The 20087-nt window shown below is 71.9% G+C and carries 17 protein-coding genes and 3 pseudogenes; 6 read left to right on the top strand and 14 right to left on the bottom strand.

Going from position 1 to position 20087, the window contains the following annotated elements; all coding sequences use genetic code 11:
• Nucleotides 1–44 precede the first annotated feature (44 nt).
• Nucleotides 45–566: a hypothetical protein gene (locus ACIA8L_RS17700; RefSeq protein WP_395905536.1), complete on the top strand. Its 522-nt coding sequence runs from the start codon at nucleotides 45–47 to the stop codon at nucleotides 564–566.
• Nucleotides 567–713: 147 nt separating this feature from the next.
• Nucleotides 714–1133, top strand: a complete 420-nt coding sequence (locus ACIA8L_RS17695; protein ID WP_395905534.1) for a hypothetical protein — start codon at nucleotides 714–716, stop codon at nucleotides 1131–1133.
• Between the two features lie 25 nt (nucleotides 1134–1158).
• Here ACIA8L_RS17695 and ACIA8L_RS17690 read toward each other — a convergent pair.
• From ACIA8L_RS17690 to ACIA8L_RS17635, 12 genes and pseudogenes are all read right to left on the bottom strand, one after another.
• A pseudogene (locus ACIA8L_RS17690) lies at nucleotides 1159–1672 on the bottom strand (IS630 family transposase); the annotation flags it as partial.
• Nucleotides 1673–2794 (bottom strand): hypothetical protein, encoded by a 1122-nt coding sequence (locus tag ACIA8L_RS17685; RefSeq protein ID WP_395905532.1) that lies wholly within the window; start codon nucleotides 2792–2794, stop codon nucleotides 1673–1675.
• Nucleotides 2791–3654, bottom strand: a complete 864-nt coding sequence (locus tag ACIA8L_RS17680; protein ID WP_395905530.1) for an enoyl-CoA hydratase/isomerase family protein — start codon at nucleotides 3652–3654, stop codon at nucleotides 2791–2793. Before ACIA8L_RS17680 ends, ACIA8L_RS17685 begins: the two co-directional genes overlap by 4 nt.
• The gene (locus ACIA8L_RS17675; RefSeq protein WP_395905528.1) at nucleotides 3651–5084 is read right to left on the bottom strand and encodes a 4-hydroxyphenylacetate 3-hydroxylase N-terminal domain-containing protein; all 1434 of its coding nucleotides are present in this window, start codon (nucleotides 5082–5084) and stop codon (nucleotides 3651–3653) included. The genes ACIA8L_RS17680 and ACIA8L_RS17675 overlap by 4 nt, the downstream gene beginning before the upstream one ends.
• Before the next feature lie 118 nt (nucleotides 5085–5202).
• Nucleotides 5203–6738, bottom strand: a complete 1536-nt coding sequence (locus tag ACIA8L_RS17670) for a class I adenylate-forming enzyme family protein (protein ID WP_395905526.1) — start codon at nucleotides 6736–6738, stop codon at nucleotides 5203–5205.
• Nucleotides 6739–6750: 12 nt separating this feature from the next.
• On the bottom strand, nucleotides 6751–7026 hold the full coding sequence (locus ACIA8L_RS17665; RefSeq protein ID WP_395905524.1) for a hypothetical protein: 276 nt from the start codon (nucleotides 7024–7026) through the stop codon (nucleotides 6751–6753).
• Entirely contained in the window at nucleotides 7023–8189 is a 1167-nt protein-coding gene (locus tag ACIA8L_RS17660) for an acyl-CoA dehydrogenase family protein (RefSeq protein WP_395905522.1), read from the bottom strand. Before ACIA8L_RS17660 ends, ACIA8L_RS17665 begins: the two co-directional genes overlap by 4 nt.
• A 2-nt stretch (nucleotides 8190–8191) precedes the next feature.
• Nucleotides 8192–9409, bottom strand: coding sequence for an acyl-CoA dehydrogenase family protein (locus tag ACIA8L_RS17655; protein WP_395905520.1), 1218 nt, complete (start codon nucleotides 9407–9409; stop codon nucleotides 8192–8194).
• Nucleotides 9406–12123 carry an ATP-binding cassette domain-containing protein gene (locus ACIA8L_RS17650; RefSeq protein WP_395905517.1) on the bottom strand — a complete coding sequence of 906 codons (2718 nt, stop codon included), beginning with the start codon at nucleotides 12121–12123 and terminating at the stop codon, nucleotides 9406–9408. The genes ACIA8L_RS17655 and ACIA8L_RS17650 overlap by 4 nt, the downstream gene beginning before the upstream one ends.
• A gap of 2 nt (nucleotides 12124–12125) precedes the next feature.
• Nucleotides 12126–12869, bottom strand: coding sequence for an ABC transporter ATP-binding protein (locus tag ACIA8L_RS17645; RefSeq protein WP_395905515.1), 744 nt, complete (start codon nucleotides 12867–12869; stop codon nucleotides 12126–12128).
• The gene (locus tag ACIA8L_RS17640; protein WP_395905513.1) at nucleotides 12870–14081 is read right to left on the bottom strand and encodes an ABC transporter substrate-binding protein; all 1212 of its coding nucleotides are present in this window, start codon (nucleotides 14079–14081) and stop codon (nucleotides 12870–12872) included.
• Between the two features lie 66 nt (nucleotides 14082–14147).
• On the bottom strand, nucleotides 14148–15299 hold the full coding sequence (locus ACIA8L_RS17635; RefSeq protein WP_395905511.1) for an LLM class flavin-dependent oxidoreductase: 1152 nt from the start codon (nucleotides 15297–15299) through the stop codon (nucleotides 14148–14150).
• A gap of 330 nt (nucleotides 15300–15629) precedes the next feature.
• Here ACIA8L_RS17635 and ACIA8L_RS17630 point away from each other — a divergent pair, with 330 nt between their 5' ends.
• The 4 genes and pseudogenes from ACIA8L_RS17630 to ACIA8L_RS17615 all read left to right on the top strand — a co-directional run.
• The gene (locus tag ACIA8L_RS17630; protein WP_395905509.1) at nucleotides 15630–16358 is read left to right on the top strand and encodes a TetR/AcrR family transcriptional regulator; all 729 of its coding nucleotides are present in this window, start codon (nucleotides 15630–15632) and stop codon (nucleotides 16356–16358) included.
• Between the two features lie 8 nt (nucleotides 16359–16366).
• The gene (locus tag ACIA8L_RS17625; protein ID WP_395905507.1) at nucleotides 16367–17539 is read left to right on the top strand and encodes a flavin reductase; all 1173 of its coding nucleotides are present in this window, start codon (nucleotides 16367–16369) and stop codon (nucleotides 17537–17539) included.
• A pseudogene (locus ACIA8L_RS17620) lies at nucleotides 17540–17653 on the top strand (helix-turn-helix domain-containing protein); the annotation flags it as partial.
• Nucleotides 17646–17814 (top strand): annotated as a pseudogene (locus ACIA8L_RS17615) (IS630 family transposase); the annotation flags it as partial. The pseudogenes ACIA8L_RS17620 and ACIA8L_RS17615, both read left to right, overlap by 8 nt.
• A gap of 51 nt (nucleotides 17815–17865) precedes the next feature.
• Here ACIA8L_RS17615 and ACIA8L_RS17610 read toward each other — a convergent pair.
• Both ACIA8L_RS17610 and ACIA8L_RS17605 read right to left on the bottom strand, forming a co-directional pair.
• Nucleotides 17866–19071, bottom strand: a complete 1206-nt coding sequence (locus ACIA8L_RS17610; protein ID WP_395905506.1) for an acyl-CoA dehydrogenase family protein — start codon at nucleotides 19069–19071, stop codon at nucleotides 17866–17868.
• A gap of 3 nt (nucleotides 19072–19074) precedes the next feature.
• The gene (locus ACIA8L_RS17605) at nucleotides 19075–20085 is read right to left on the bottom strand and encodes a phosphotransferase family protein (RefSeq protein ID WP_395905504.1); all 1011 of its coding nucleotides are present in this window, start codon (nucleotides 20083–20085) and stop codon (nucleotides 19075–19077) included.
• Nucleotides 20086–20087: the final 2 nt, after the last annotated feature.

Here is a 20087-nt window from a genome sequence, read left to right as displayed (position 1 = left end):
CTGCCCCGATGCGCGCTTCGGCATCGGCCACGACCGTGGAGGACATGACTCCTGCCGACCGCGTGCTCAACGCGTCGCTGTACTTCGCGCCGGTGCTGTACCTCCTCGCGGACGTCCTCTACGCCGTCAACGGCTGGGCCGACCCGGTCGCCGGCGCCGTCCACGTCCTGGGCGCCACCGCCTACGGGCTCCTGCTGATCCGGTCGCTCGCCTGGACCGGCGGCGTCCTCCGCGCCGTCCTGCTGGTCGTAGGGGTGCTCGGCCTGGCCGGCAACGTCGGCTACGGCTTCAACACCATTCACGTCTCCCTCGGCGACACCGACCTGGTGGACGCCACGGGCGCGGCGACCATCATCAAGCCGCTGGGCCTGCTGTTCCCGCTGACGCTGCTGCTCATCGCCTGGGCCCTGCGCCGGCTCCAGCCGGTGGCCGCAGCCCTGGTCGGCGTGGCCGGCCTGGCGTGGCCGGTCGCCCACATCGCCGACATCGCCTGGCTGGCCGTCCTGGTCAACGTGCTGCTGGTGGCCGGGTTCGGGCTGAGCGCCCGGGCCCCGTCCGGCGAATAGCCAGACCCCGCCCGCACCGGCCCGTGCCCTCAGCCCAGCGCCGCGCCCGCCGCTCACCGCTCGCCGCTCGCCGCTTCGTCGCGCCACGCCATGACGTGCGGTTGCGGGCGTAGGCGGCGGCGGGTCCTTCACGGGCAGCTGCCCCCGGTGCACCATGGGCGGCGCGTCGTCCGGCCGCCGCAACCCGAGCAGCTCCGCCAGTTCCGGTTCGGCGATGACGGCGCGGTGCCGGTCGTACTGGTCGGCAATTCGCTGGGCGGGCGGGCCGCGTGCTGGGAGGCGGGCGACCCGTCGGTGACCGGCGTGGTCGGGATCGCACCGTGGCTGCCGGAGGGCGACCCGGTGGAGCAGCTCGCCGGACGGACGGTGCTGGTCCTGCCTGGCGACCGGGACCGGGGTGCGGCCGCAGCGCCGACGGCCGTCGTCAGCCCGTTGGCCGCCCGCACGAACCATGAGTCGTCGAACGCCCGCCGGATCGCCGTGACCATCACCGAACGGCCACCGGTCAGGCGCCAGCACGCGAATGCCGCCTCCGGTAAGCCCGCGAAGGCTGAGCGCCCTGCCTGAAGTCGTGTCCGTAACCCTCGGGGAGTCAGGGTGAGGTCCAGTGCGCGGCGGTGGTGTGGTTGTGGTTGTTGGTGCGGTGGTGGAGGAACGCGTGGGCTTGCCGGACCCGGTGGGCGCCTTCGATGAGCGCTGTGGATGGTGCGGCGGAGGTTTTTGCCGGGGTCATCATCTGGTGGTGCAGGCCGGTCGCCATCCGGCCGGCAGGGACGCGGGCGAGGGGGTCGAGGTGGGTTTCGTCCTCGGTGAGGACGAGCGCCCTGGCGGGCAGGCGGCGATCCGGTCCTGGATGCCGGCGCAGATCTGCTCGTGGTCAGGGTCGCTCGTGGCGATCAGTCGCGCTTGGGACCAGCGGGCCTGTTCCCGAACCCGGGGGTAGGCGGTGCGCAGGCTCAGCGGCGGGCGCCCGAGCGCCCGCCGGATGCGGGCGGTGGTCCAGGCCTTCGGCGTGCCCAGGAGCCGTGATGCCGGGCGATCCATCGGCGCACCGTGCGGGGCTCGACGTGCAGGACCGCGGCGATCTCGGCCTTCAGGCAACCCGCTCAGCCGCGGCCGGACATCCAGGCCGCGATGGTGTCGGCGACCGTGTCGCGGGCGTCCGCGGGCTCGGCGAAGTAGTGGTCGCCGGGGAGTGTCACGAACTCCTTGTCCGTCGTCGCCGCGCCGTCGTAGAGGCCCTGGGCGTCGGCCGGGAACACGCCGCTGTCCGCGTCCGGCTGGATCACGAGGGTGGGCAGGTCCAGGCGGGCCAGGTGCGGCGCGGCGACGCAGTCGGACTCCGTCAGGCTGAACATGTTGAGCCAGGTGCGCATCGTGTTCACCATGCCGACGCCCAGGATGCCGTAGTTGGCCCGTTTCGGGTCGCCGAAGTAGCACAGCGGCGTGGGGCGCTTCGACGGGTCGATGCTGGCGTCGACGTACCGCGGGTCGGCCCACGTGCGGGCCATCGTGAAGATGCGGTCGCGGGCCGGCTTGTCCCGCGCCGCGTCCAGGCTCGCCTTGCACCACGCGGTCAGGCGGTGGTTGCGCTCGATCTGGGCGGCCCGGTACCGCTCCAGGAACTCCGGCGAGTACACCCCGCCGTGGCTCGGGTCGTACATGTTCAGGCCCGGATCGACACCGATCGAGTTCGGGTCGGCCTCGTCGGTCACCGACGGGTCCATGGTCCGGGTGATCCACTCGGGGCGGCCGGGGTGCGCGGCCAGGAACACCATGAGGTCGCCGGGCGGCAGGTGCAGGGCCGGCTCGAACACCTGCGAGCGGCCGTAGGAGGGGCGGATGTTCGGTTCCCGGGACTGGGAGTGGTACGCCGCCATCAGCGAACCGCCGCCCGAGTTCCCGAGCAGCACCACCGTCTCGACGCCCCGGTCGCGGAGCAACCGCACGCCGACCCCGATCTCGGCGAGGGCGTGGTCGAGGCTGAAGAGGTGCTCGGCCCCGCGGAACCGCGTGTTCCACCCGAGGAACCCGTAGCCCCGCTCGGCCAGCCGGGTCGCCATGTAGTGCTCGCTGAAGTCGACGTTGTAGTGCGCGGCGATGAACGCCGTGCGCGGCCGCCGCCCGGCCGGGGTGTAGTAGTTGCCCTGCAGCGGGTGGCCACCGGCGCCGGCCCGGCCCACGGCCGGCGAGGGGACCCCGATGAACTCTTGCTCGATGCTTGTCACGCGGAGTCCTCTCCAAAGGCGGGCAGGTCGGTCGAGGGGCGGCCGGTCCAGGCGGGCGTGCGCTTCTCCAGGAACGCCGTGACTCCCTCGTGGGCGTCCGGGCGGTCCAGGAGCCGCTCCATGACGAGGCGCTCCCGGCGGGCGTGCTCGAACGGCCCCAGGTCCCCGGTCTCCCACAGCAGGCGCTTGGTCGTGGCGACCGCGACGGGCGCGGCGTGCTCGACGATCTCCCGGGCCAGCGCCGTCGCCCGCGGGAGGACCTGCTCCGTCGGCAGCGCCGAGACGGCCAGCCCCCACATCGCGGCCTCGGCCCCGGTGAAGCGGCGCCCGGTGAGCAGCAGCTCCTGTGCCCGGCCCAGCCCGACGTGCCGGACGAGGTTCCAGTGCCCCATCAGCTCCGCGGTCACGCCGAGGCGCACGAACGGCAGCGACAGCACGGCGTCGTAGGCGACGAACCGGACGTCGCACTGCATGGCCAGGGTGAGCCCGAGCCCCACCGCGGCACCCTGGATCGCGGCGACGACCGGCTTGCGGACCTGGTACGGCGCGATCCATTCGGGCTCCGCGCGGGCGTTGGCAGTACCCCCGAAGCCGCTCTGGGTCATTTCCGAGCCGGCGCAGAAGGCCCTTCCGGCGCCGGTGAGCACGACCGCCCGGACCTCATCGGCGGCGTCGCACCAGCGCAGCACGGCGCTGAGTTCGTGGCGCAGGACGGCGTCGACCGCGTTGAGCTTGTCGGGCCGGTTCAGCGTCACTGTGGCGACGCCGTCGTCAGCCTCGAAGAGCAGCCGCGTGAGCGCCGCGGGCGGCACCGCATCGGACGTGTCCACCCAGGCGAAGGTGTTGTCCTCGTAGTTCATGCGCCGAAGCCGTGCGGGCCGAAGCGGTGCAGGCCGGAGAGGACCTCGCCGGATTCGGTGATGCCGGCCGTCTCGCGGGCCAGGGCCTTCGCCGTGTCCATGTCGAAGTGGTTGGTGACGACCACCTTCTGCGCGTAGAGCCCGCCGCCGGCCTGGATGACTGTCACGTGTTTCCAGCCGCCGTAGGCGTCGGCCGTGAAGTCGCGGATCGTGTGGAACAGCCGCATCCGGTAGTCGGCGTCGACGCCGTCCATGGTGCGCATGTACTTGCGCAGGTCGGCCTCCGTCTCCGGGTTGCTCAGGTCGCGCAGGGAGGGCGCGGTCAGGATCGAGCCGCCGGCGATGTCGTGCAGGTTGCGCACCATGGTGCTGAACTGCGCGGCCGCGTGGTACTTCGCGGCGTTGGTGAACAGCTCGTCCGGCGACGCCCAGCCCTCGGGCGTGAACGTGGCGTGGGTCATCGCGGCCTCGAAGCCGGCCCGGATCAGCGTCGCGTAGATGATCATCTCGGCGATCTTGTCCTTGATGTGCCCGATCCGGGTCAGGCCGTTGGCCTCGGAGATCAGCTGCGCGAGGCCGACCAGGGTGTCCGCCAGGCGCACGTAGCTGCCGACGCTGCCGAGCCGCTCCCACAGGCCGAGCGAGTGCACGAACGTCGCCGAGTGCTCGAGCTCCCCGGCCAGGAAGAGCCGCTCGTTGGGGACGAACACGTCGTCGAAGACGACCAGGCCCTCGGTCATCACGTGCCGGGAGCTGTACGGGTAGAAGTCCGGGTCGAGGTCGGGGCGCGGCGCGAACGAGGCGTTGATGACCCGCACCCCGGGCGAGTTGACCGGCACCGCGCAGGCGACGCTCCAGTCCTCTTCCCCCGGCTTCATCCGCTTGGTCGGCATGACCATGAGGTCGTGCGCCACCGCGGCCGAGGAGATGTGCAGCTTCGCCCCCCGGATGACGACGCCGTCGCGCTGACGGTCGACGATGCGGACGTACAGATCCGGGTCGTCCTGCTTGCCGGGAGCAAGCGCCCGGTTGCCTTTCGCATCGGTGATGCACTGCACGATCCGGATGTCGCGGCGTTTGCTTTCCTCGAAATAGGCGAGCGCGCGCTCGGCGTATTGCGGCTGCTGCGCGCGCATCCGGCTGGCCGCGGTGAGCACCATGAGGAGTCCGTTGGCGGTGGAGATGGTCGGGAAGTCCCAGTGCAGCTGCTGCTGCTGGGTCTCGCGCAGCTCCTCGACCGAGGTGGGGATGAAGAAGTACGGGCCGTGGACATGCTCGCCGGGCCGGTAGTGCTTGTCGTAGCCGATTTTCGCGGCCAGGGCGGGGCCGTGCAGCAGCGGCTCCGCGGTCACGTCGGGCACCGAGTGGCCGTTGACGAAGATGCGCCGGCCGTCGCGCAGGGATTCGAAGTACTGGTCGCCGGTGAGCATCAGAACGGCTCCTTAAAAACCAAGAAAAACAACGAACAAGACGAAGGGGATTCCGAGGCCGCTTCGCTCCCGCCCCGGGCGGGGACCTCCGCGCCCCCCGCACCCCCACGACACGAACTCACGAAGGGGGTTCCTCGGCGAGCAGTTCACGCAGGCGCAGCTTGTCGATCTTGCCGGCCGGATTGCGGGGGAAGGTTTCGACGACGACGATGCGCTGCGGCACCTTGTAACTCGCCAGCCGGCCGCGGCAGTGCTCCTTGACGTCCGCCGCCGAAAGCGCGCCGTGGCCGTCGCGCAGCGCCACGATCGCGGTCACCACCTGGCCCCAGTGCGGGTCCGGCTCGCCGACGACGGCGATCTCGGCGACCGCCGGATGGCCGCCGACCACGTCCTCGATCTCGACCGGATACACGTTCTCGCCGCCCCGGATGATCATCTCGTCGGCCCGGCCGGCCAGGTGCAGGAAGCCCTCCGGGTCCTTCCAGGCCAGGTCGCCGGCGATGAACCAGCCGTCGCGGACGGCGGCCGCGGTCAGGTCGGGCCGGTCCAGGTAGCCGCTCATGACGGTGTCGCCGCGGCTGGCGATCACCCCGATCCGCCCGTCCGGCACCTCCGCCCCGAACGGGTCGAGGAGCCGCACGTCGGCGCCGAACGCGGGCCGGCCGATGGTGCCGAGCAGCCACTCCTCGCCGGCCAGGGCCCGCCGGTGGTCCTCGGGCCGCAGGACGAGCTGCCCGCCCGCCTCGGTCCCGGCGCCGAACCCGTTGTGCAGGTCGCAGCCGAAGACCTCGACCATCCGCCGGACGACGGAGGTCGGCATGGGCGCGCCGCCGTACATGATCGAGCGCAGCCCGGAGAAGTCGGCCTCCGCCAGCTTCGGGTGCTCGAGCAGCTGGATGATCATGCTGGGGACGAGCGTCGTGTGCCGCACCCGCCCCGACCCGAGCCAGGACAGCGCCAGGTCGGCGTCCCACTGCGGCATGATCATCGAGGCGCCGCCGCGGGCCAGGCCGTAGAGCACGTGCCCGAACCCGGCCGCGTGGAACAGCGGCGCCCCGGCGTAGATCAGGTCGCCGGGCCGCAGGCCGAGCTCGAGGATCCCGGACTGCGTGATCGCCTTGATCATGCGCTGGGACTGCAGCACGCCTTTCGGGGTGCCGGTCGTGCCGCTGGTGAACGAGATGCTCAGGATGTCGTCGTCGTGGCTGACCGCCGTCAGCTCGCCGCCGTCCGGCCCGCTGGCCAGGAAATCCTCGTAGCCGGACTCGAACCCGATGGCCACGCGAAGCTCGAGGTCGTCCACGATCTCCTGATATCGGGTGCTGTGGAAGATGACCCGGGCGCCGCTGGCCGCCATGACCGTGCGGACCTCGGCCGGCGAGAGCCGGAAGTTGAGCGCCACGTAGGTCGCGCCGAGCTTCATGCACGCGAGGAGCACCTCGACGTACTCGGGCGAGTCCACGGCCAGCAGCGCGACCCGGTCGCCGGGGCCGATCCCGAGCTGCCGCAGCGCGCGGGCGAGCCGGGTGATCCGCGCGTCGCCCTCGGCGTAGCTGCGGGCCCGCCCGTCCGCGGCGACCAGAAAATCCGCCTGCGGGGTGAAACGCGCGTGCAGGGTGACCCAGTCACCCGGTGCGAGACCGGAAAGCTGCATCGGGGGTACTCCTCACTCGCCGACGACGTGCATGCGGACCTCGTCGCCGTGGACCCAGCCGTGTCGGCGCGCGTAATCCACCATGCCGTCGAACCGGCTCCGCCACTGGGGATCGCTCGCCCGGGCCCCGGCCAACCGCACGAGCTTCTCGGTGGTGACCACGACGTGTCCGGCTTCGAGGCGTCCCCAGTCACCGATCGAAGCGCCGCCGGTGACCCGGGCGCTGAGCCGCTGGAGGTCGTCGAGGTCATCGAGCGTGACCCCGCCTGCCTCGACGCGCAGGATCATCGGCCGGCCTTCCCGGCGTAGAACGAGGCCAGCTGGGTGTCCTCGCCGTGCGCGGCCAGCACCGACGCCGTCAGCAGCCGCGGCTGCTGCCCGGTCGAGTCGAGCAGCTGCCGGTTCGACACCGCCCGCCGGTAGTACAGGTGGGCCGGGTGCTCCCAGGTGAAGCCGATGCCGCCGTGCAGGTGGATCACCTCGCGGGTGATCTCGGCCCCGACCCGCCCGCAGTACATCCGGGCGACGGCCAGCCCGGCCAGGGACTCGGGCCGCCGGCCGATGGGGTCGTTGTGCTGCACCGAACGCACCGCGACCGACAGCGCCGAGCGGGCCCGTTCGAGGGAGACCAGCAGGTCGGCGCACTTGTGCTTGACGGCCTGGAACGAGCCGATCGGCCGGCCGAACTGGGTGCGCACCTTGACGTACTCGACCGCCATTTCGAGGGCCCGCTCGGCCGCGCCGACGTTCTCGGCCGCCATGCCGAGGATCGCGCCCTGGCGGATGGCGGCCACCCCGGCTCGGGCCCGGTCCTGCTCGGCCAGCAGCTGGGCGCGCGCCCCGTGCAGCCGGACCGCGCCCATCCGCCGGGTCAGGTCGAGCGTCTTGAGCGGGACGACCTCGACGCCGGGGTCACCGGTCTCGACCCAGAAGAACGCGTGGAACCCCTGGTAGTCGGCGAGCACCAGCATCGCGTCGGCCACGGTGGCGTCGACCACGCAGGGCAGCTCGCCGGTGACCTCGAAGTCGCCGCCGGTACCGGCCTTGGCGTGCGGGTACTGGAGCGGGAACGTCTCCTCGATGGGCAGTACCGGCACGGCGACCAGGTCACCGGTGGCGATCCGGGCCAGCCGGCCGTGGTTCGCCTCGTCGTCGGTGAGCGCGGTGAGCGCGGCGGCGACGAGGGAGGTGGTCAGGAACGGGCCGTCGTCGAGGGCCCGGCCCAGCTCGGTGTGGACGGCGACCTCCTCGGCCAGGCCCATGCCCGCCCCGCCGAACTCCTCGGGGATCCGGACGCCGGGCAGCCCCAGGTCGTTCGCCTGCCGCCGCCAGCGGTCCCGGTCGAGGCGCAGGACCGCGTCCGGGGCGAGGGAGCCGCCGCGCAGGGCCGCGCCCGGGTCGCGCTCGAGGTGGTCACGGACCACCCGCCGCAGTTGTTCGATCTCGTCCATGTTCAGGCACTCTTCTCGCTGACCGGGCGTTCCTCGCGCGGAAGACCGAGCACACGCTCGGCGAGGATGTTGCGTTGGATCTCGTCGCTGCCACCGGCGATGCGGTGCGACGGCGCGCTGAGCAGCAGCTGCGACCAGGAGTAGGTGCCCCAGGCGCCGGTGTCGGCGACCATCCGGTAGCCCAGGAGGCGGGCCGCGACGTCGGAGTAGTACTCCATGTCGGAGGTCGTCATGAGCTTGACCACGGACCCGGGGGCGGGCCCGCCGGCGTCGCGCAGCCGGGTGGCGGTCTCGTGCAGCACCTGCTCGCGGGCCCAGCACTCGGCCAGGAGATCCTGGATCGCCGGGTCGTCGATCGCCCCGGTCGAGCGGGCCAGGGCGAACAGCCGGATGACCGGCTCGATCATGATGCCGTTGTGGGCCCGGCCGAGCACCGAGCGCTCGCTGCCGACCGTGGTCATCGCGATGTTCCAGCCGCCGTCGACCGGGCCCAGCCGCCGGGCGTCGGGCACCCGCACACCGTCCAGGAAGACCTCGTTGAAGTGCTCGGACCCGGTGACCTGGCGCAGCGGCCGCACGTCGATCCCGGGCGAGTCCATGTCGATGAGGAACATGCTCAGGCCCCGGTGCCGGCTCTCCGGCGGCCCGGTGCGCACGAGGAGCTCGCCGAGCTTCGCGACGTGCGCGAAGGACGACCAGACCTTCTGCCCGGTGACGATCCAGTCGTCGCCGTCGCGGACCGCCGTCGTGCGCAGGCTGGCGAGGTCGGAGCCGGCCTCCGGCTCGGAGAACAGCTGGCAGCAGATGAGATCACCGCGCCAGATGCCGGGCAGAAAAGCCTTGTGTTGCTCGGGGGTACCGTGCGCGAGGATCGTCGGGGCCACGATCCCGTGGCTCACCATGTAGGTCCCCGTGGAGGGCAGCTCATACTCGGCCGCGATGCCGGCGACCAGCTCGACGTAGCTGTGGTCGAGGCCGCGCCCGCCGAGGGCCACCGGCCCGTCGAGCCAGGCCAGCCCGGCGTCGAAGAGCTCCCGCTGCCAGCGCTGGGCCTCGGCGACCTCGGCCGCCTCGTCCTCCGGCTGGGTGAGCCCGACGCCGACCACGTCGTCGTCACCGACGCCGTGCAGCATGCCGCGCCGCTCCCGCTTCGGCGCCCGGGCCGCGAAGAAGGCGTGCGCCTCGGCCGCTACGGATGCGGGCGTCACCGGCTCGGTCATCGGGTCCTCGCTTCGGTTTCTGCTGCTGCTTCGGTTTCTGCTTCGCGGCCCAGGTAGGCGGACACGACGCGCGGGTCGCGGGCGACCTCCTGCGGTGTGCCGCGGGCCAGCACGGCCCCGGCCTCGAGCACGGTGACCCGGTCGCAGGTGCTGAGCACCAGGTCGACGTTGTGCTCGACGAGCAGGATGCTCATGTCCCAGTCGCGGGCCAGGGTCCGGATGAGGATGCCGAGCTCGCGGGCCTCCTCGTCGCTCAGCCCGGCGGCTGGCTCGTCGAGGAGCAGCACCCGCGGGTCGGCCGCCACCGCCCGGGCGATCGCGACCAGGCGGCGCTTACCGAACGCGAGCTCGCCGGGCTTGCGGTCGAGATCGTCCTCCAGCCGGAACTCCCGGATCGCGGCCAGCGCGGGCGGGGTCAGCCGGATGCGGCCGGGCACGACGAGGTCGCTGAGGTAGCGGCGGGCGCCGCCGTCGTCGCACGCCACCGCCAGGTTCTCGCGGATGGACAGGTCGGCGAAGAGCTCCAAGGACTGGAACGAGCGGGCCAGCCCGGCCCGGGCCCGCCGCCGCGCGCTCCACGGCGCGATCGACTCGTCGTCGAGCGCGATGGTGCCGCGGGCCGGCCGGACAAACCCGGTGAGGGCGTCGATGACGGTCGTCTTGCCGGCCCCGTTGGGCCCGATGAGGCCGTGCACCTCGCCGGGGACGAGCTCCAGGGTGACGTCGTCGACGGCGACGACCCCGCCGAACTGCACCCGCAGGCCGGCCACGCGCAGGGTCCGCGCGGCCCGGCGCTCGTGCGTCTCCGGCTCCGGCTCCGCGTGCGGCTTCGCGGCCCGGGCCGGGAGGGACGGCACCCGCAGGAGCCGGCCGATGCGGCGCACCAGATGGGCGTTCATCTCGTAGAGGCCGTTGCGCCCGCTGCGCAGGACGTACAGCAGGAACAGGCCGCTGACGAGGGGCAGGTAGCTCTCCAGGTTGTCGGCGCCGTGCAGGATCTGGGTGCCGACACCGCCGGGCAGCAGGGTCGAGGCGAGCACGGCGCCGCCGATGGTGCCGATGCCGCCGACGACCGCCATGCCGATGACGGTGATCGAGGTGAGCACGTCGAACTGGGCCGGCAGGACCGCCACGCCCTGGAACGCCAGCAGGACTCCGGCCAGGGCGGCCAGGGCCGAGGCGAGGGCGAAGGCGTAGAGCTTGCCGACGAACACGTTGACGCCCAGCGCCGCCGCGGCCCGCTCGTTGGAGCGCACGGCGAGCAGGCGCCGCCCGGCCCGGCCGCGGCGCAGGTTGGCCACGGCGAGCGCGCTGAGGGTCAGCGCGGCCAACGCCACCAGGCCGTAGTTGTACGGGTGCTTGATGGCGTCGAAGTCCCAGCCCAGGATCGAGGGCTCGCCGATCGGGATGCCGACGTCGCCGCCGGTCAGCGCGAAGTCACTGAGCACCAGGCTGAACAGCACGATGCCCATGCCGAGGGTGGCGATGGCGAGGTTGATGCCGCGGGTCCGCAGCGCCGGCAGCGCGACCAGGACACCGATGAGCGCCGCGGCCAGCATCGCGCCGATCAGCGACGGCAGGAAGCTCCAGCCCGCGCGGTGGACGAAGGTCGCCGCGGCGAAGGCCCCCGCGCCGGCGAGCACGTACTGAGCCAGGGACAGCTGGCCGGCGTACCCCGTGACGACCGTGACCGAAAGCGTGAGGATCGCGAACGCCATCGTGACCGTGAGAGCCTGCGCCCACACCGGCGACACCACGAACGCGATGAGAAACGCGAACACGCCCACGATCACGACGGCCGGGATGACCCGGATGCGGCCGTCGCCGACGCTGGGCAGGCGCTCCAGCACGTGACTGCGCAGGGGTAGTGAGCTTCCACGCAGTACCAGATAAGCAACAATGACGATGAAGGGAACACTGTCCCCCCATCCGGTCACCGTCACATAGCGGGTGATCAGGGACTGCACGACGCCGATGGCGAGGGCGCCGGCGAAGGCGATCGGAAACGAGACGAAGCGGGCCAGCAGCGCGGCCGCGAGGGCCGGCACGATCAGCAGGGTCAGCTGGGTCGGCTGCAGGTAGGTGATCGGGCCGATCAGCGCGCCGGCCAGGGCCGCGATGCCGGTGGCCAGGGCCCAGTTGGCGACCGCGATCCGGTCCGGGGAGTGCCCGAGGCTGGCGACCGCGCGCTGGTTCTCGGCCATGGCGCTGGACACCCGCCCGAACGACGTCCAGCGGAAGACGGCGTACAGCGCGGTCGTGAGCGCGACCCCGATGAGCAGGATAATGAGCCGGTCGACGCCGAGGGTCGTGCCAGGCAGGACCTCCACCGCGTTGGTGGGCAGGAACGAGGGCACGCTGATCGGGCCGACCCCGTAGCGCAGCACGGCCACGGCCTGCAGGGTCAGCAGCACGCCCAGGGTCGCGATGACCCGCTCGATCGGCGACGAGGTGCGCATCGGGCGCAGGATCAGATACTGCACGGCCACCCCGAGCAGGACGCCGACCGCGGTCGCGCAGACGACGGCCGGCAGCGCGGGCCAGCCCGCAGCCACGCGGAACTCGTAGTAGGCGTAGCCGCCGACCATCACGAACGAGCCCTGGGCGAAGTTGACGATCCCGGAGCCCCGGTAGATCAGCACCAGGCCCTGGCCGAGCAGGCTGTAGATGGCGCCGATGCCCAGGCCGAGCAGGAGGAACTGGACGATTTCCACTGTCACTCCGGTCCTGAGTCGGTGGCGTCGCCGAGGTAGAGGGACTCCACGGCCGCGATGCCGTCGGCGGCGTTCCCGGCCGCCGCGACGACGCCGCGGCGCAGGAGGTACCAGCGGTCGGCGACCGCCATGGCCCGGCGGGCCTGCTGCTCGACCAGCAGGACGGCCACCCCGTCGGTGTCGGCGGCCCGCCGCAGCGCGGCGAACAGGCGGTCGACCACCAGCGGGGCGAGGCCCAGGGACAGCTCGTCGAGCAGCAGCGCGACCGGGTTCGCGGCCAGCGCCCGGGCCAGCGAGAGCATCTGCTGCTCGCCGCCGGACAGCAGCCCGGCCCGGGTCGCCAGCAGCGGCTGGAGCTCCGGGAAGAGCTCCAGCGCCCGTTCGATGCGGCCCGGCCCGAGCAGCAGGTTGTCGCGCACGGACATGCTCATCAGCACCGAGCGCTCCTCGGGCACGAAGCTCATGCCCATGCGCGCCCGGACGTGGAGCGGGGCCGTCGTGACCGCACCGCGCCACCGCACCTCGCCCCCGATCGGCGGCAGTTCGCCGGCCGCGGTGAGGATCGTCGTCGACTTGCCCGTCCCGTTGGCCCCGAGGAGCGCGACGATCTCGCCGCGCATCACCGTGAGGTCGACGTCGCGCACCACGGCCAGGTCGTCGTACCCCGCGCTCAGTCCGCGCAGCTCGAGGACGGGTGCGTCCAGAGACTCCGCCGACTCCGCGGCCGTCACCGCCGCCGTGCTCATCTACTTGGTGCCCAGCGGGTCGATCGCGTCGCCGTCCTGCTTCAGCGTCCCGCCGACGGCCTCGGACACGTAGACCTTGAAGGTCGGCACGCGCGGGTAGGCCGCGACGATCGGCGTGCTGGGGATGCCGGCGTAGTCGGTCACGGTACCCAGGACGATCGGCTTGTCGAGCTTGTCCAGCAGGCCGGTGATCGCGGCGGCCGAGACGTTGCCGCCGAGGCGCTTCACGATCTCGACGAGGAACGTGATCGAGCTCCAGGTGCCGAGTGAGCCGTTGTCGGTGACGGCCTCCGGGTGGTACTTGGCCATGTCGTCCAGGAACTGCTTCACCTGCGGGATCGTCGTGTTGGTGACGGGCACCGCGGACGAGGTGATGAAGACGTTGTTGGCGAGGTCGCCGAGGGCCTTCTGGTCGGCCGGCTTGAAGATGTTCGCGAGGGTCGCGATGTTGCCCTTGAACCCGGCCTGGCGCACGGCCCGGATGATGCGCGGGGCGTCGGTCGCGGTGGAGGCGACGGCGATCGCGTCGGGGGTCTTGGCCAGGGCCGAGGAGGCCACGGCGCTGAAGTCGGGCGCGCCGAGCGGTGCCAGGATGCGGTACGACTGGGCGCCGCCGGCCTTCGCGCCGTTGGCGATGTCGTCGGCGGCGGCGTAGGCGGCGGCCGCGTCGGCGACGATGACCGCGATGTTCTTGCCGCCCTTGTTGGCCAGGAGCCGGCCCAGGCCGACCTGCATCGACTGGGTGCCGCCGGTGATCGGGTACGACACCTTGCTCGTGCCCTCGGTCGGTCCGCCCGAGCCGGCTCCGGCCAGCCACGGGATGCCGGCCGCCTCGAGCACGGGCAGCTCGGCGGGGGCTTGCGAGCTGGCCGCGCCGACCACGGCGACGACACCGTCGCTCACGGCCTGGCGGGCGCAGGCGGCCCCGGTGTTGGCGTTGTAGGCGTCGTTGCAGAACGTGACCTCGATCTTCCGGCCGTCGATGCCGCCGGCCGCGTTGATGGACTGCACGTGCGCGTCGAGGCCGGCCTTGGCGTCCTTGAGCGACAGGTTGGGGCTCTCGAAGGTGCCGATCTGCATGATCTTGATCGGGCCGCTGTTGCTGGCTGACGTGCTCCCGGGCTGGTCCTCACCGCGGCAGGCAGCGAGGCTGCCCGCGAGGGCGAGGACGACTAAAGGGGCGAGGACATGGCGGGGTGAGGGGATGGGCATGTCGGTCCTTTCGGATCATCCGAGCTGTCTGCGGTACGCAGAGGGGGTGTGCAGCACGGGACCAAGTCAGCGCAGGCTCTGGATGTTCGCCCCGGCGGGCAGCTCGCGGCCGGAGTCGGAGTACGCCTTGGAGATCGCGGCCTGGGCCAGTGGCTTGTAGGACGGTCGCTTCTCGGTGACGACACGGGCGGACCGCTGCGCGGCCGTGAGCGTGCCCTGGAAGTGCGGCATGACGTAGCGGGCGAAGAGCTCGAGGCTGGTGTACGCCTTCTCCCGGCTCGCCCAGTCGTGCGTCATGATCATGAACCCGCCGAAGCCGCCGGTCTGCTCGAGCATCCGCTCGATCGCGGCGATGGCGTCCGCGGGCGTGCCGATGATGGAGCTGTCGTCGGCGATCTCGTCGGCCAGGGTGTAGTCGTTCTCCAGCCCCAGGACCGGCTTGAAGTAGTCCTGCCGCTCCTGTTCGCGGTTGCGCTCGACGTCGCGGATGGCCTCCTCGCGGTCCTCGGCGAGGTGGACCCGCACGACCATCCGCCACTCGTCGCGGCTGATGGTCGTGCCGGCCTCCTTGGCCGCCTGCTCGGCGATCTCCCACTGCGCCCGCATGTCCTTCTTGCCGCCGATGAACCCGGCGCTGAGCGACAGGACGCCGACGCCGTGCCGGCCGGCCGTGGTGACGCCCGAGGGCGAGGTCGTGCTGGCCACGGCGATCGGGACGCCGTTGGGGTTGAGCGGCAGGAACGCCAGCTGGGCCTCGCGCAGCTCGAACCATTCGGTGGACGCGGTGACCACCTCGCCGTCGAGAAGCTTGATGATCACATCGAGGGCCTCGTTCATCCGGGACCGCTGGGTCACCGGGGCGATGCCCATCATGTCGGCGTCGGAGATGAGGGCGCCCGGCCCGACGCCGAGCATCGCGCGGCCCAGGCTCAGGTGGTCCAGCAGCACGGTGCGGTCGGCGACCAGCAGGGGGTGGTGGTACGGAAGGCTGACGACGCCGGTGCCGAGCCGGATCCGCGAGGTCTTCACGGCCGCCGCGGCGAGGGCCATGAACGGGTCGGCGATGCGTTCGACGCCGGTCGAGTGGTGCTCGCCGACCCATGCCTCGTCGAAGCCGAGACGGTCGGCGAGCTCGATGAGCGCCAGGTCGTGACGCAGGGAGAGCACCGGACTGTCGTCGTTGGCGTGGAACGGGGCGATGAACACACCGAAAGTCATGGGCGTCGGACGAGCCATGGAGATCCCCCTCATAAGCGGGTGTCGATCGAGAGCAGCGAAGGCCGACCGTGCGTGTGTGACGCCGGTCTCAAGGAAGTGATTGCTGAATCTACTCAGAAACTCGTCGAGCGCAAGACCCTGCCGAAACATGTTCGACACTGGGCCGTCGCGTGCGGCTGTGCAGATATACATGTGTCTCGACGCGCTTACGCTCGCTGCAGTGCCGGGCGACTTGCCTGAATCTATTCAGATTCAGGGTGGCGTACGACACACGGATGGCGTTATGGTTCTCCGCGTTCACGTGGGAGCCGGGCAACGAGAGGTGGCGGCATGCAGGATCTGCCTGACGATCCCGACCCGGCCCGCAGCCGGCGCCTGGAGAAGGTCGCCGCCGACCTGCGGGGCGCGGTGCGCCGCCAGGACGGCCGGGAGACGCCGGTCGGGCCCCGGGCCATGCGCACCCGCACGAAGCTGCTCGAGGTCGCGGAGCAGCTCTTCGCCCGCGACGGCTACGCCAACGTCTCCCTCGGCGACATCGCCCAGCGGTCGGGCGTCAGCCTCGGCACCGTCTACCAGTACTTCGCCGACCGCGACGACATCGTCGCCACGATCGCGGCCGAGAGCGCCCTGCGCATGCTCAACCTCGGCGCCGACTTCTGGGACGCCGCCACCGGCCGCCTCGGCCTGCGCCGGGCGATCAGCGCGATCGTGACGACGCAGTGGGAGAACCGGGACTTCTTCAGCCTCTGGGAGACCGCCAGCCACAGCGACGCCCGCCTGGCCGAGCTGCGCCGGGAGTGGGTCGGCAACTTCCGGCACTCCTTCGCCCGGTCCCTGGCCCGGGGCATGAAGAGCGGCCACGTCCGCGCCGGCCTGGACCCGGAGGAGACGGCCCGGGCCATGAGCCTGATGGTGAGCGCGTACTGCTACGACGCCTTCATCGCCGACCCGCCGGACCCGCCGCTGGACCCCGAGGGCGTGATCGACCACCTGACCGCACTGTGGGCCGACGCGATCGGCCTGCGGGAGGACCGCGAACTGCGCCCCGGGGACATGTGAGGACCGCGATGTCGACCAGCACCGCCCACCGCCCGGCCGGCCGCCCCGACGACCCCGCCTGGTTCCGCCACGTCCTCGGGCAGTATCCGACCGGCGTCTGCGTCATCACCGCCCAGCCGGACGACGGCCCGCCGATCGGCATGGTCGTCGGCTCGTTCTCGTCCGTGTCGATGCACCCGCCGCTCGTCGGCTTCTACCCGAGCGTCACCTCGGAGACCTGGCCGCACCTACACAAGGCCGGCAACTGGTGCGTCAACATCCTCGCCGCCCACCAGTCCGACGTGTGCCGCCGCATCGCCACCGCCCCCCTGGCCCAGCGCTTCGACGGCGTCCCCTGGCGCCCGGCCCCGTCCGGCGCCCCCATCATCGAGGGCGCCGTCGCCTGGATCGACTGCGTCCCCGTCGCCGTCCACGACGCCGGCGACCACAAGATCGCGATCGCCGAGGTCAAACACCTCGACACCGCCAGCACCGAACTGCCCCTGCTGTTCTTCCGCGGCGGCTACGGCAGCTTCACCCCGCTCACCCTGACCGCCTACGACCCGGACATGAGCCTCGCCCGCCCGCTGCGCCACTTCGAGCTCATCCGCTCGATCGCCCAGGAGCTGCCCGACAGCGGCCTGCGCTGCCTGGTGACCGCCCCCGTCAGCGACAGCGTCGTCGTCATCGGCCAGCTCGACCCGCCGTCCGCATCCTCCTCGGCCCAGCCCACCACCCTGGTCGGCCAGCGCCTCCCGTTCCGCCCGCACGGCCCCTCCATCTTCGAAGCCTGGGCCCCCGAACGCGAACAGGCGGCCTGGGTCGCCAAGTTCGCCCCTGACTCCCAGGAGGCCGAAACCCAGGCCCTGGCCCGCATCCGCGACCGCGGCTTCTCCATCGGCCTGGGCAGCGAGGGCCACCGCCGCTTCGCCGCCGCCCTGGAACGCCTGGCCGCCGAGCCCGGCACGGTCCCCAACGAGGAGCTCGACGCGCTGGTAGCCTCGCTGGACTACGAGCCCGCCGACCTCTCCGACGAAGTCCTGACCCAGGCCCGCGTCATCTCGGCCCCCGTCTTCGACAACGCCGGCCACCCGGTCCTGGCGATGACGGTGTTCGGCTTCAAGGCCAAACCAGACATCGTCCACGACGCCATCACCGCCGTCACCGCCTGCGCCGCGAAGGCCACCCGCACACTCCGCTGAGCGGGTCGCCTGAAGGCCGAGATCGCCGAGGTCCTGCACGTCGACCCCCGCACGGTGCGCCGATGGATCGCCCGGCATCACGCGGAAGGTCTCGGCGGCCGGCCGGACCACCCACCACAGCGGCATCACGAAACGGTGCCTTGCCGAACACCCCCGACTGCTGCTCATCGAAGCGCCCGCCACAGCCCGCCACCATCACCGACCGGGTCCGGCAAGCCCACGCGTTCCTCCGCCACCACACCAACAACCACAACCACACCACCGCCGCACACTGAACCTCACCCTGACTCCCCGAGGGCTACGGACACGGCTTCAGGCAGGGCGCTTTAGCCGGTGTAGGGGCGTTCGCGGCGGAGTTCGGCGCGGGCTATCGTGCGGCGGTGGACGGCGTCGGGGCCGTCTACGATGCGCAGGACTCGGGACCAGGCGTAGAAGTAGGCCAGGGGGGTGTCGTCGCCTACGCCGGCGGCGCCGAAGACCTCGATGGCTCGGTCGATCACCGCGGTGGCCATCGCCGGGGCGGCGACCTTGATGGCGGCGATCTCGGTGCGGGCGGCCTTCGCGCCGTGGTGGTCGATCAGCCACGCGGTTTTGTAGACCAGGAGGCGGGCCTGGTCGATGTCGATCCTTGACCGGGCGATGAGCTCTTGGACCACGCCCTGCTCGGCGAGGGGCTGGCCGAACGCGACCCTCGACTTGGCCCGGGCGACCATGAGGCCCAGCGCCCGTTCGGCCATGCCGATGGCGCGCATCGCGTGGTGGATGCGGCCCGGGCCCAGGCGGGCCTGGGCTATCGCGAAGCCGTCGCCCTCGGCGCCCAGGAGGTTGGTGGCGGGGACGCGGACGTCGTGGAAGCGCAGTTCGGAGTGGCCGTGCTGGTCCTGGTAGCCGAAGATCGGCAGGTGGCGGACGATCTCCAGGCCGGGGGTGTCCCTCGGGACCAGGATCATCGTCTGCTGCCGGTGGGGGTCGGCGGCCGGATCCGACTTGCCCATGACGATGAAGATCTGGCAGCGCTCGTCGGCTACGCCGGTGATCCACCACTTGCGGCCGTTGATGACGTAGTCGTCGCCGTCGCGGAGGATGGTGGTGGTGATGTTGGTGGCGTCGGAGGAGGCCACGTCCGGCTCGGTCATCGCATACGCGGAGCGGATCTCGCCGGCCAGGAGCGGCTCCAGCCATCGTGACCGCTGCGCGGCGGTGGCGAAGCGGTGCAGAGTTTCCATGTTGCCGGTGTCCGGGGCCTGGCAGTTGATGGCCTCGGGGGCGATGACCGGGGACCAGCCGGAGACCTCGGCGACGGCCGCGTAGTCGAGGTTGCTCAGGCCGGACAGCTCCGGCAGGAACAGGTTCCACAGGCCCCGGCGCCGCGCGGACGCCTTGAGATCGTCCATCACCGGCGGGTACGCGTGCGGCCCGTGCTCGGCCAGGTGGGCGGCCCACACCGGCTCGGCCGGGAAGACCTCCGCCCGCATGAAGTCCCACATCCGCGCGACGGCGTCCTCCGCCGGCGGTGAGAGCGCGAAGTCCATGTTTCAGCCCTTCCGGTCGATGACGGCCAAGCCCTCGGCGGCGACCCGGCGCACCTCGTCGTCGAGGTCGCCGAACGTCTGCCCGGCCATGGCCCCGGCCGCGGCCCGGGCCGCCACGCCCTGGGCGATGACGGCGAACTTGAAGTGCGCGAACGCCTCGTAGAACGCCAGCTCGGCCAGGTCGGTGCCGGTCCGGCGAGCGTAGCGCTCGGCGAGGTGGGCGCGGCCCGGGAAGCCGCCCTCGCGGGTGAGCGCTGGAGTCAGGAGCGGCCGAGGCTCGCCGGGCTCGCGCCAATAGAAAAGCAGCATGCCCAGGTCGGCCAGGGGATCGCCCAATGTGGACAGTTCCCAGTCCAGCACGGCCAGGACCCGCGCCGAATCCCGCACATCCAGCATGCAGTTGTCGATGCGGTAGTCGCCGTGGACGATCGCGGACCGCTGGGCCTGCGGCACCGCGGCGCCCAGCCTGGACCCGAGCTCGTCCAGGTCCGGCAGGTCGTGGGTCTTCGACGCGTCCCACTGGCCCCGCCAGCGGCGCAGCTGCCGGGCCAGGAAACCGGCCGGGCGGCCGTAGTCGCCCAGGCCCACCGACTCCGGGTCGATCCGGTGCAGGTCGGCGAGGACGTCGACGAGCGCATCGGTGAGCGCGGCCCGGGCCGAAGGGGGCGGAAGCTCGTCGCGGACCACGTGGCCGTCGACCTTCTCCATCACGTAGAACGGTACGCCGAGCAGGTCCCCCGTGCGCTCCTCCAGCAGCACCCTGGGCACGGGGACCGACGTCCCGGCCAGCGCGCGCTGCACCCTCGCCTCGCGGCCCATGTCGTGCGCGCTCGGCAGGCGCTCACCGGTCGGCGGCCTTCGCAGTACCACCGAACCGGCTTGGCTCTTCAAGAAGAAGGTCAGGTTGGACTTGCCGCCGGCGATCAGCGTGGCTTCGAACGTCAGCCAGCGGTCGTCGCCGAGCGCCTCGGCCAGCACCGGCCCGATACGTTCCGGGGAGACCAGGTCGCGCACCG

Source organism: Dactylosporangium sp. NPDC051541 (assembly GCF_044454505.1).
In the GTDB taxonomy this organism is placed as follows: Bacteria; Actinomycetota; Actinomycetes; order Mycobacteriales; family Micromonosporaceae; genus Dactylosporangium.
This window is presented reverse-complemented; position numbering and strand designations above follow the sequence as displayed.

Bases quoted from the DNA above. Each gene is read 5' to 3' on its own strand.
- ACIA8L_RS17700 (WP_395905536.1), top strand. From the start codon at position 45: ATGACTCCTGCCGACCGCGTGCTCAACGCGTCGCTGTACTTCGCGCCG.
- ACIA8L_RS17680 (WP_395905530.1), bottom strand. From the start codon at position 3,654: ATGAACTACGAGGACAACACCTTCGCCTGGGTGGACACGTCCGATGCG.
- ACIA8L_RS17675 (WP_395905528.1), bottom strand. From the start codon at position 5,084: ATGCTCACCGGCGACCAGTACTTCGAATCCCTGCGCGACGGCCGGCGC.
- ACIA8L_RS17670 (WP_395905526.1), bottom strand. From the start codon at position 6,738: ATGCAGCTTTCCGGTCTCGCACCGGGTGACTGGGTCACCCTGCACGCG.
- ACIA8L_RS17665 (WP_395905524.1), bottom strand. From the start codon at position 7,026: ATGATCCTGCGCGTCGAGGCAGGCGGGGTCACGCTCGATGACCTCGAC.
- ACIA8L_RS17660 (WP_395905522.1), bottom strand. From the start codon at position 8,189: ATGGACGAGATCGAACAACTGCGGCGGGTGGTCCGTGACCACCTCGAG.
- ACIA8L_RS17655 (WP_395905520.1), bottom strand. From the start codon at position 9,409: ATGACCGAGCCGGTGACGCCCGCATCCGTAGCGGCCGAGGCGCACGCC.
- ACIA8L_RS17645 (WP_395905515.1), bottom strand. From the start codon at position 12,869: ATGAGCACGGCGGCGGTGACGGCCGCGGAGTCGGCGGAGTCTCTGGAC.
- ACIA8L_RS17640 (WP_395905513.1), bottom strand. From the start codon at position 14,081: ATGCCCATCCCCTCACCCCGCCATGTCCTCGCCCCTTTAGTCGTCCTC.
- ACIA8L_RS17635 (WP_395905511.1), bottom strand. From the start codon at position 15,299: ATGACTTTCGGTGTGTTCATCGCCCCGTTCCACGCCAACGACGACAGT.
- ACIA8L_RS17630 (WP_395905509.1), top strand. From the start codon at position 15,630: ATGCAGGATCTGCCTGACGATCCCGACCCGGCCCGCAGCCGGCGCCTG.
- ACIA8L_RS17625 (WP_395905507.1), top strand. From the start codon at position 16,367: ATGTCGACCAGCACCGCCCACCGCCCGGCCGGCCGCCCCGACGACCCC.
- ACIA8L_RS17610 (WP_395905506.1), bottom strand. From the start codon at position 19,071: ATGGACTTCGCGCTCTCACCGCCGGCGGAGGACGCCGTCGCGCGGATG.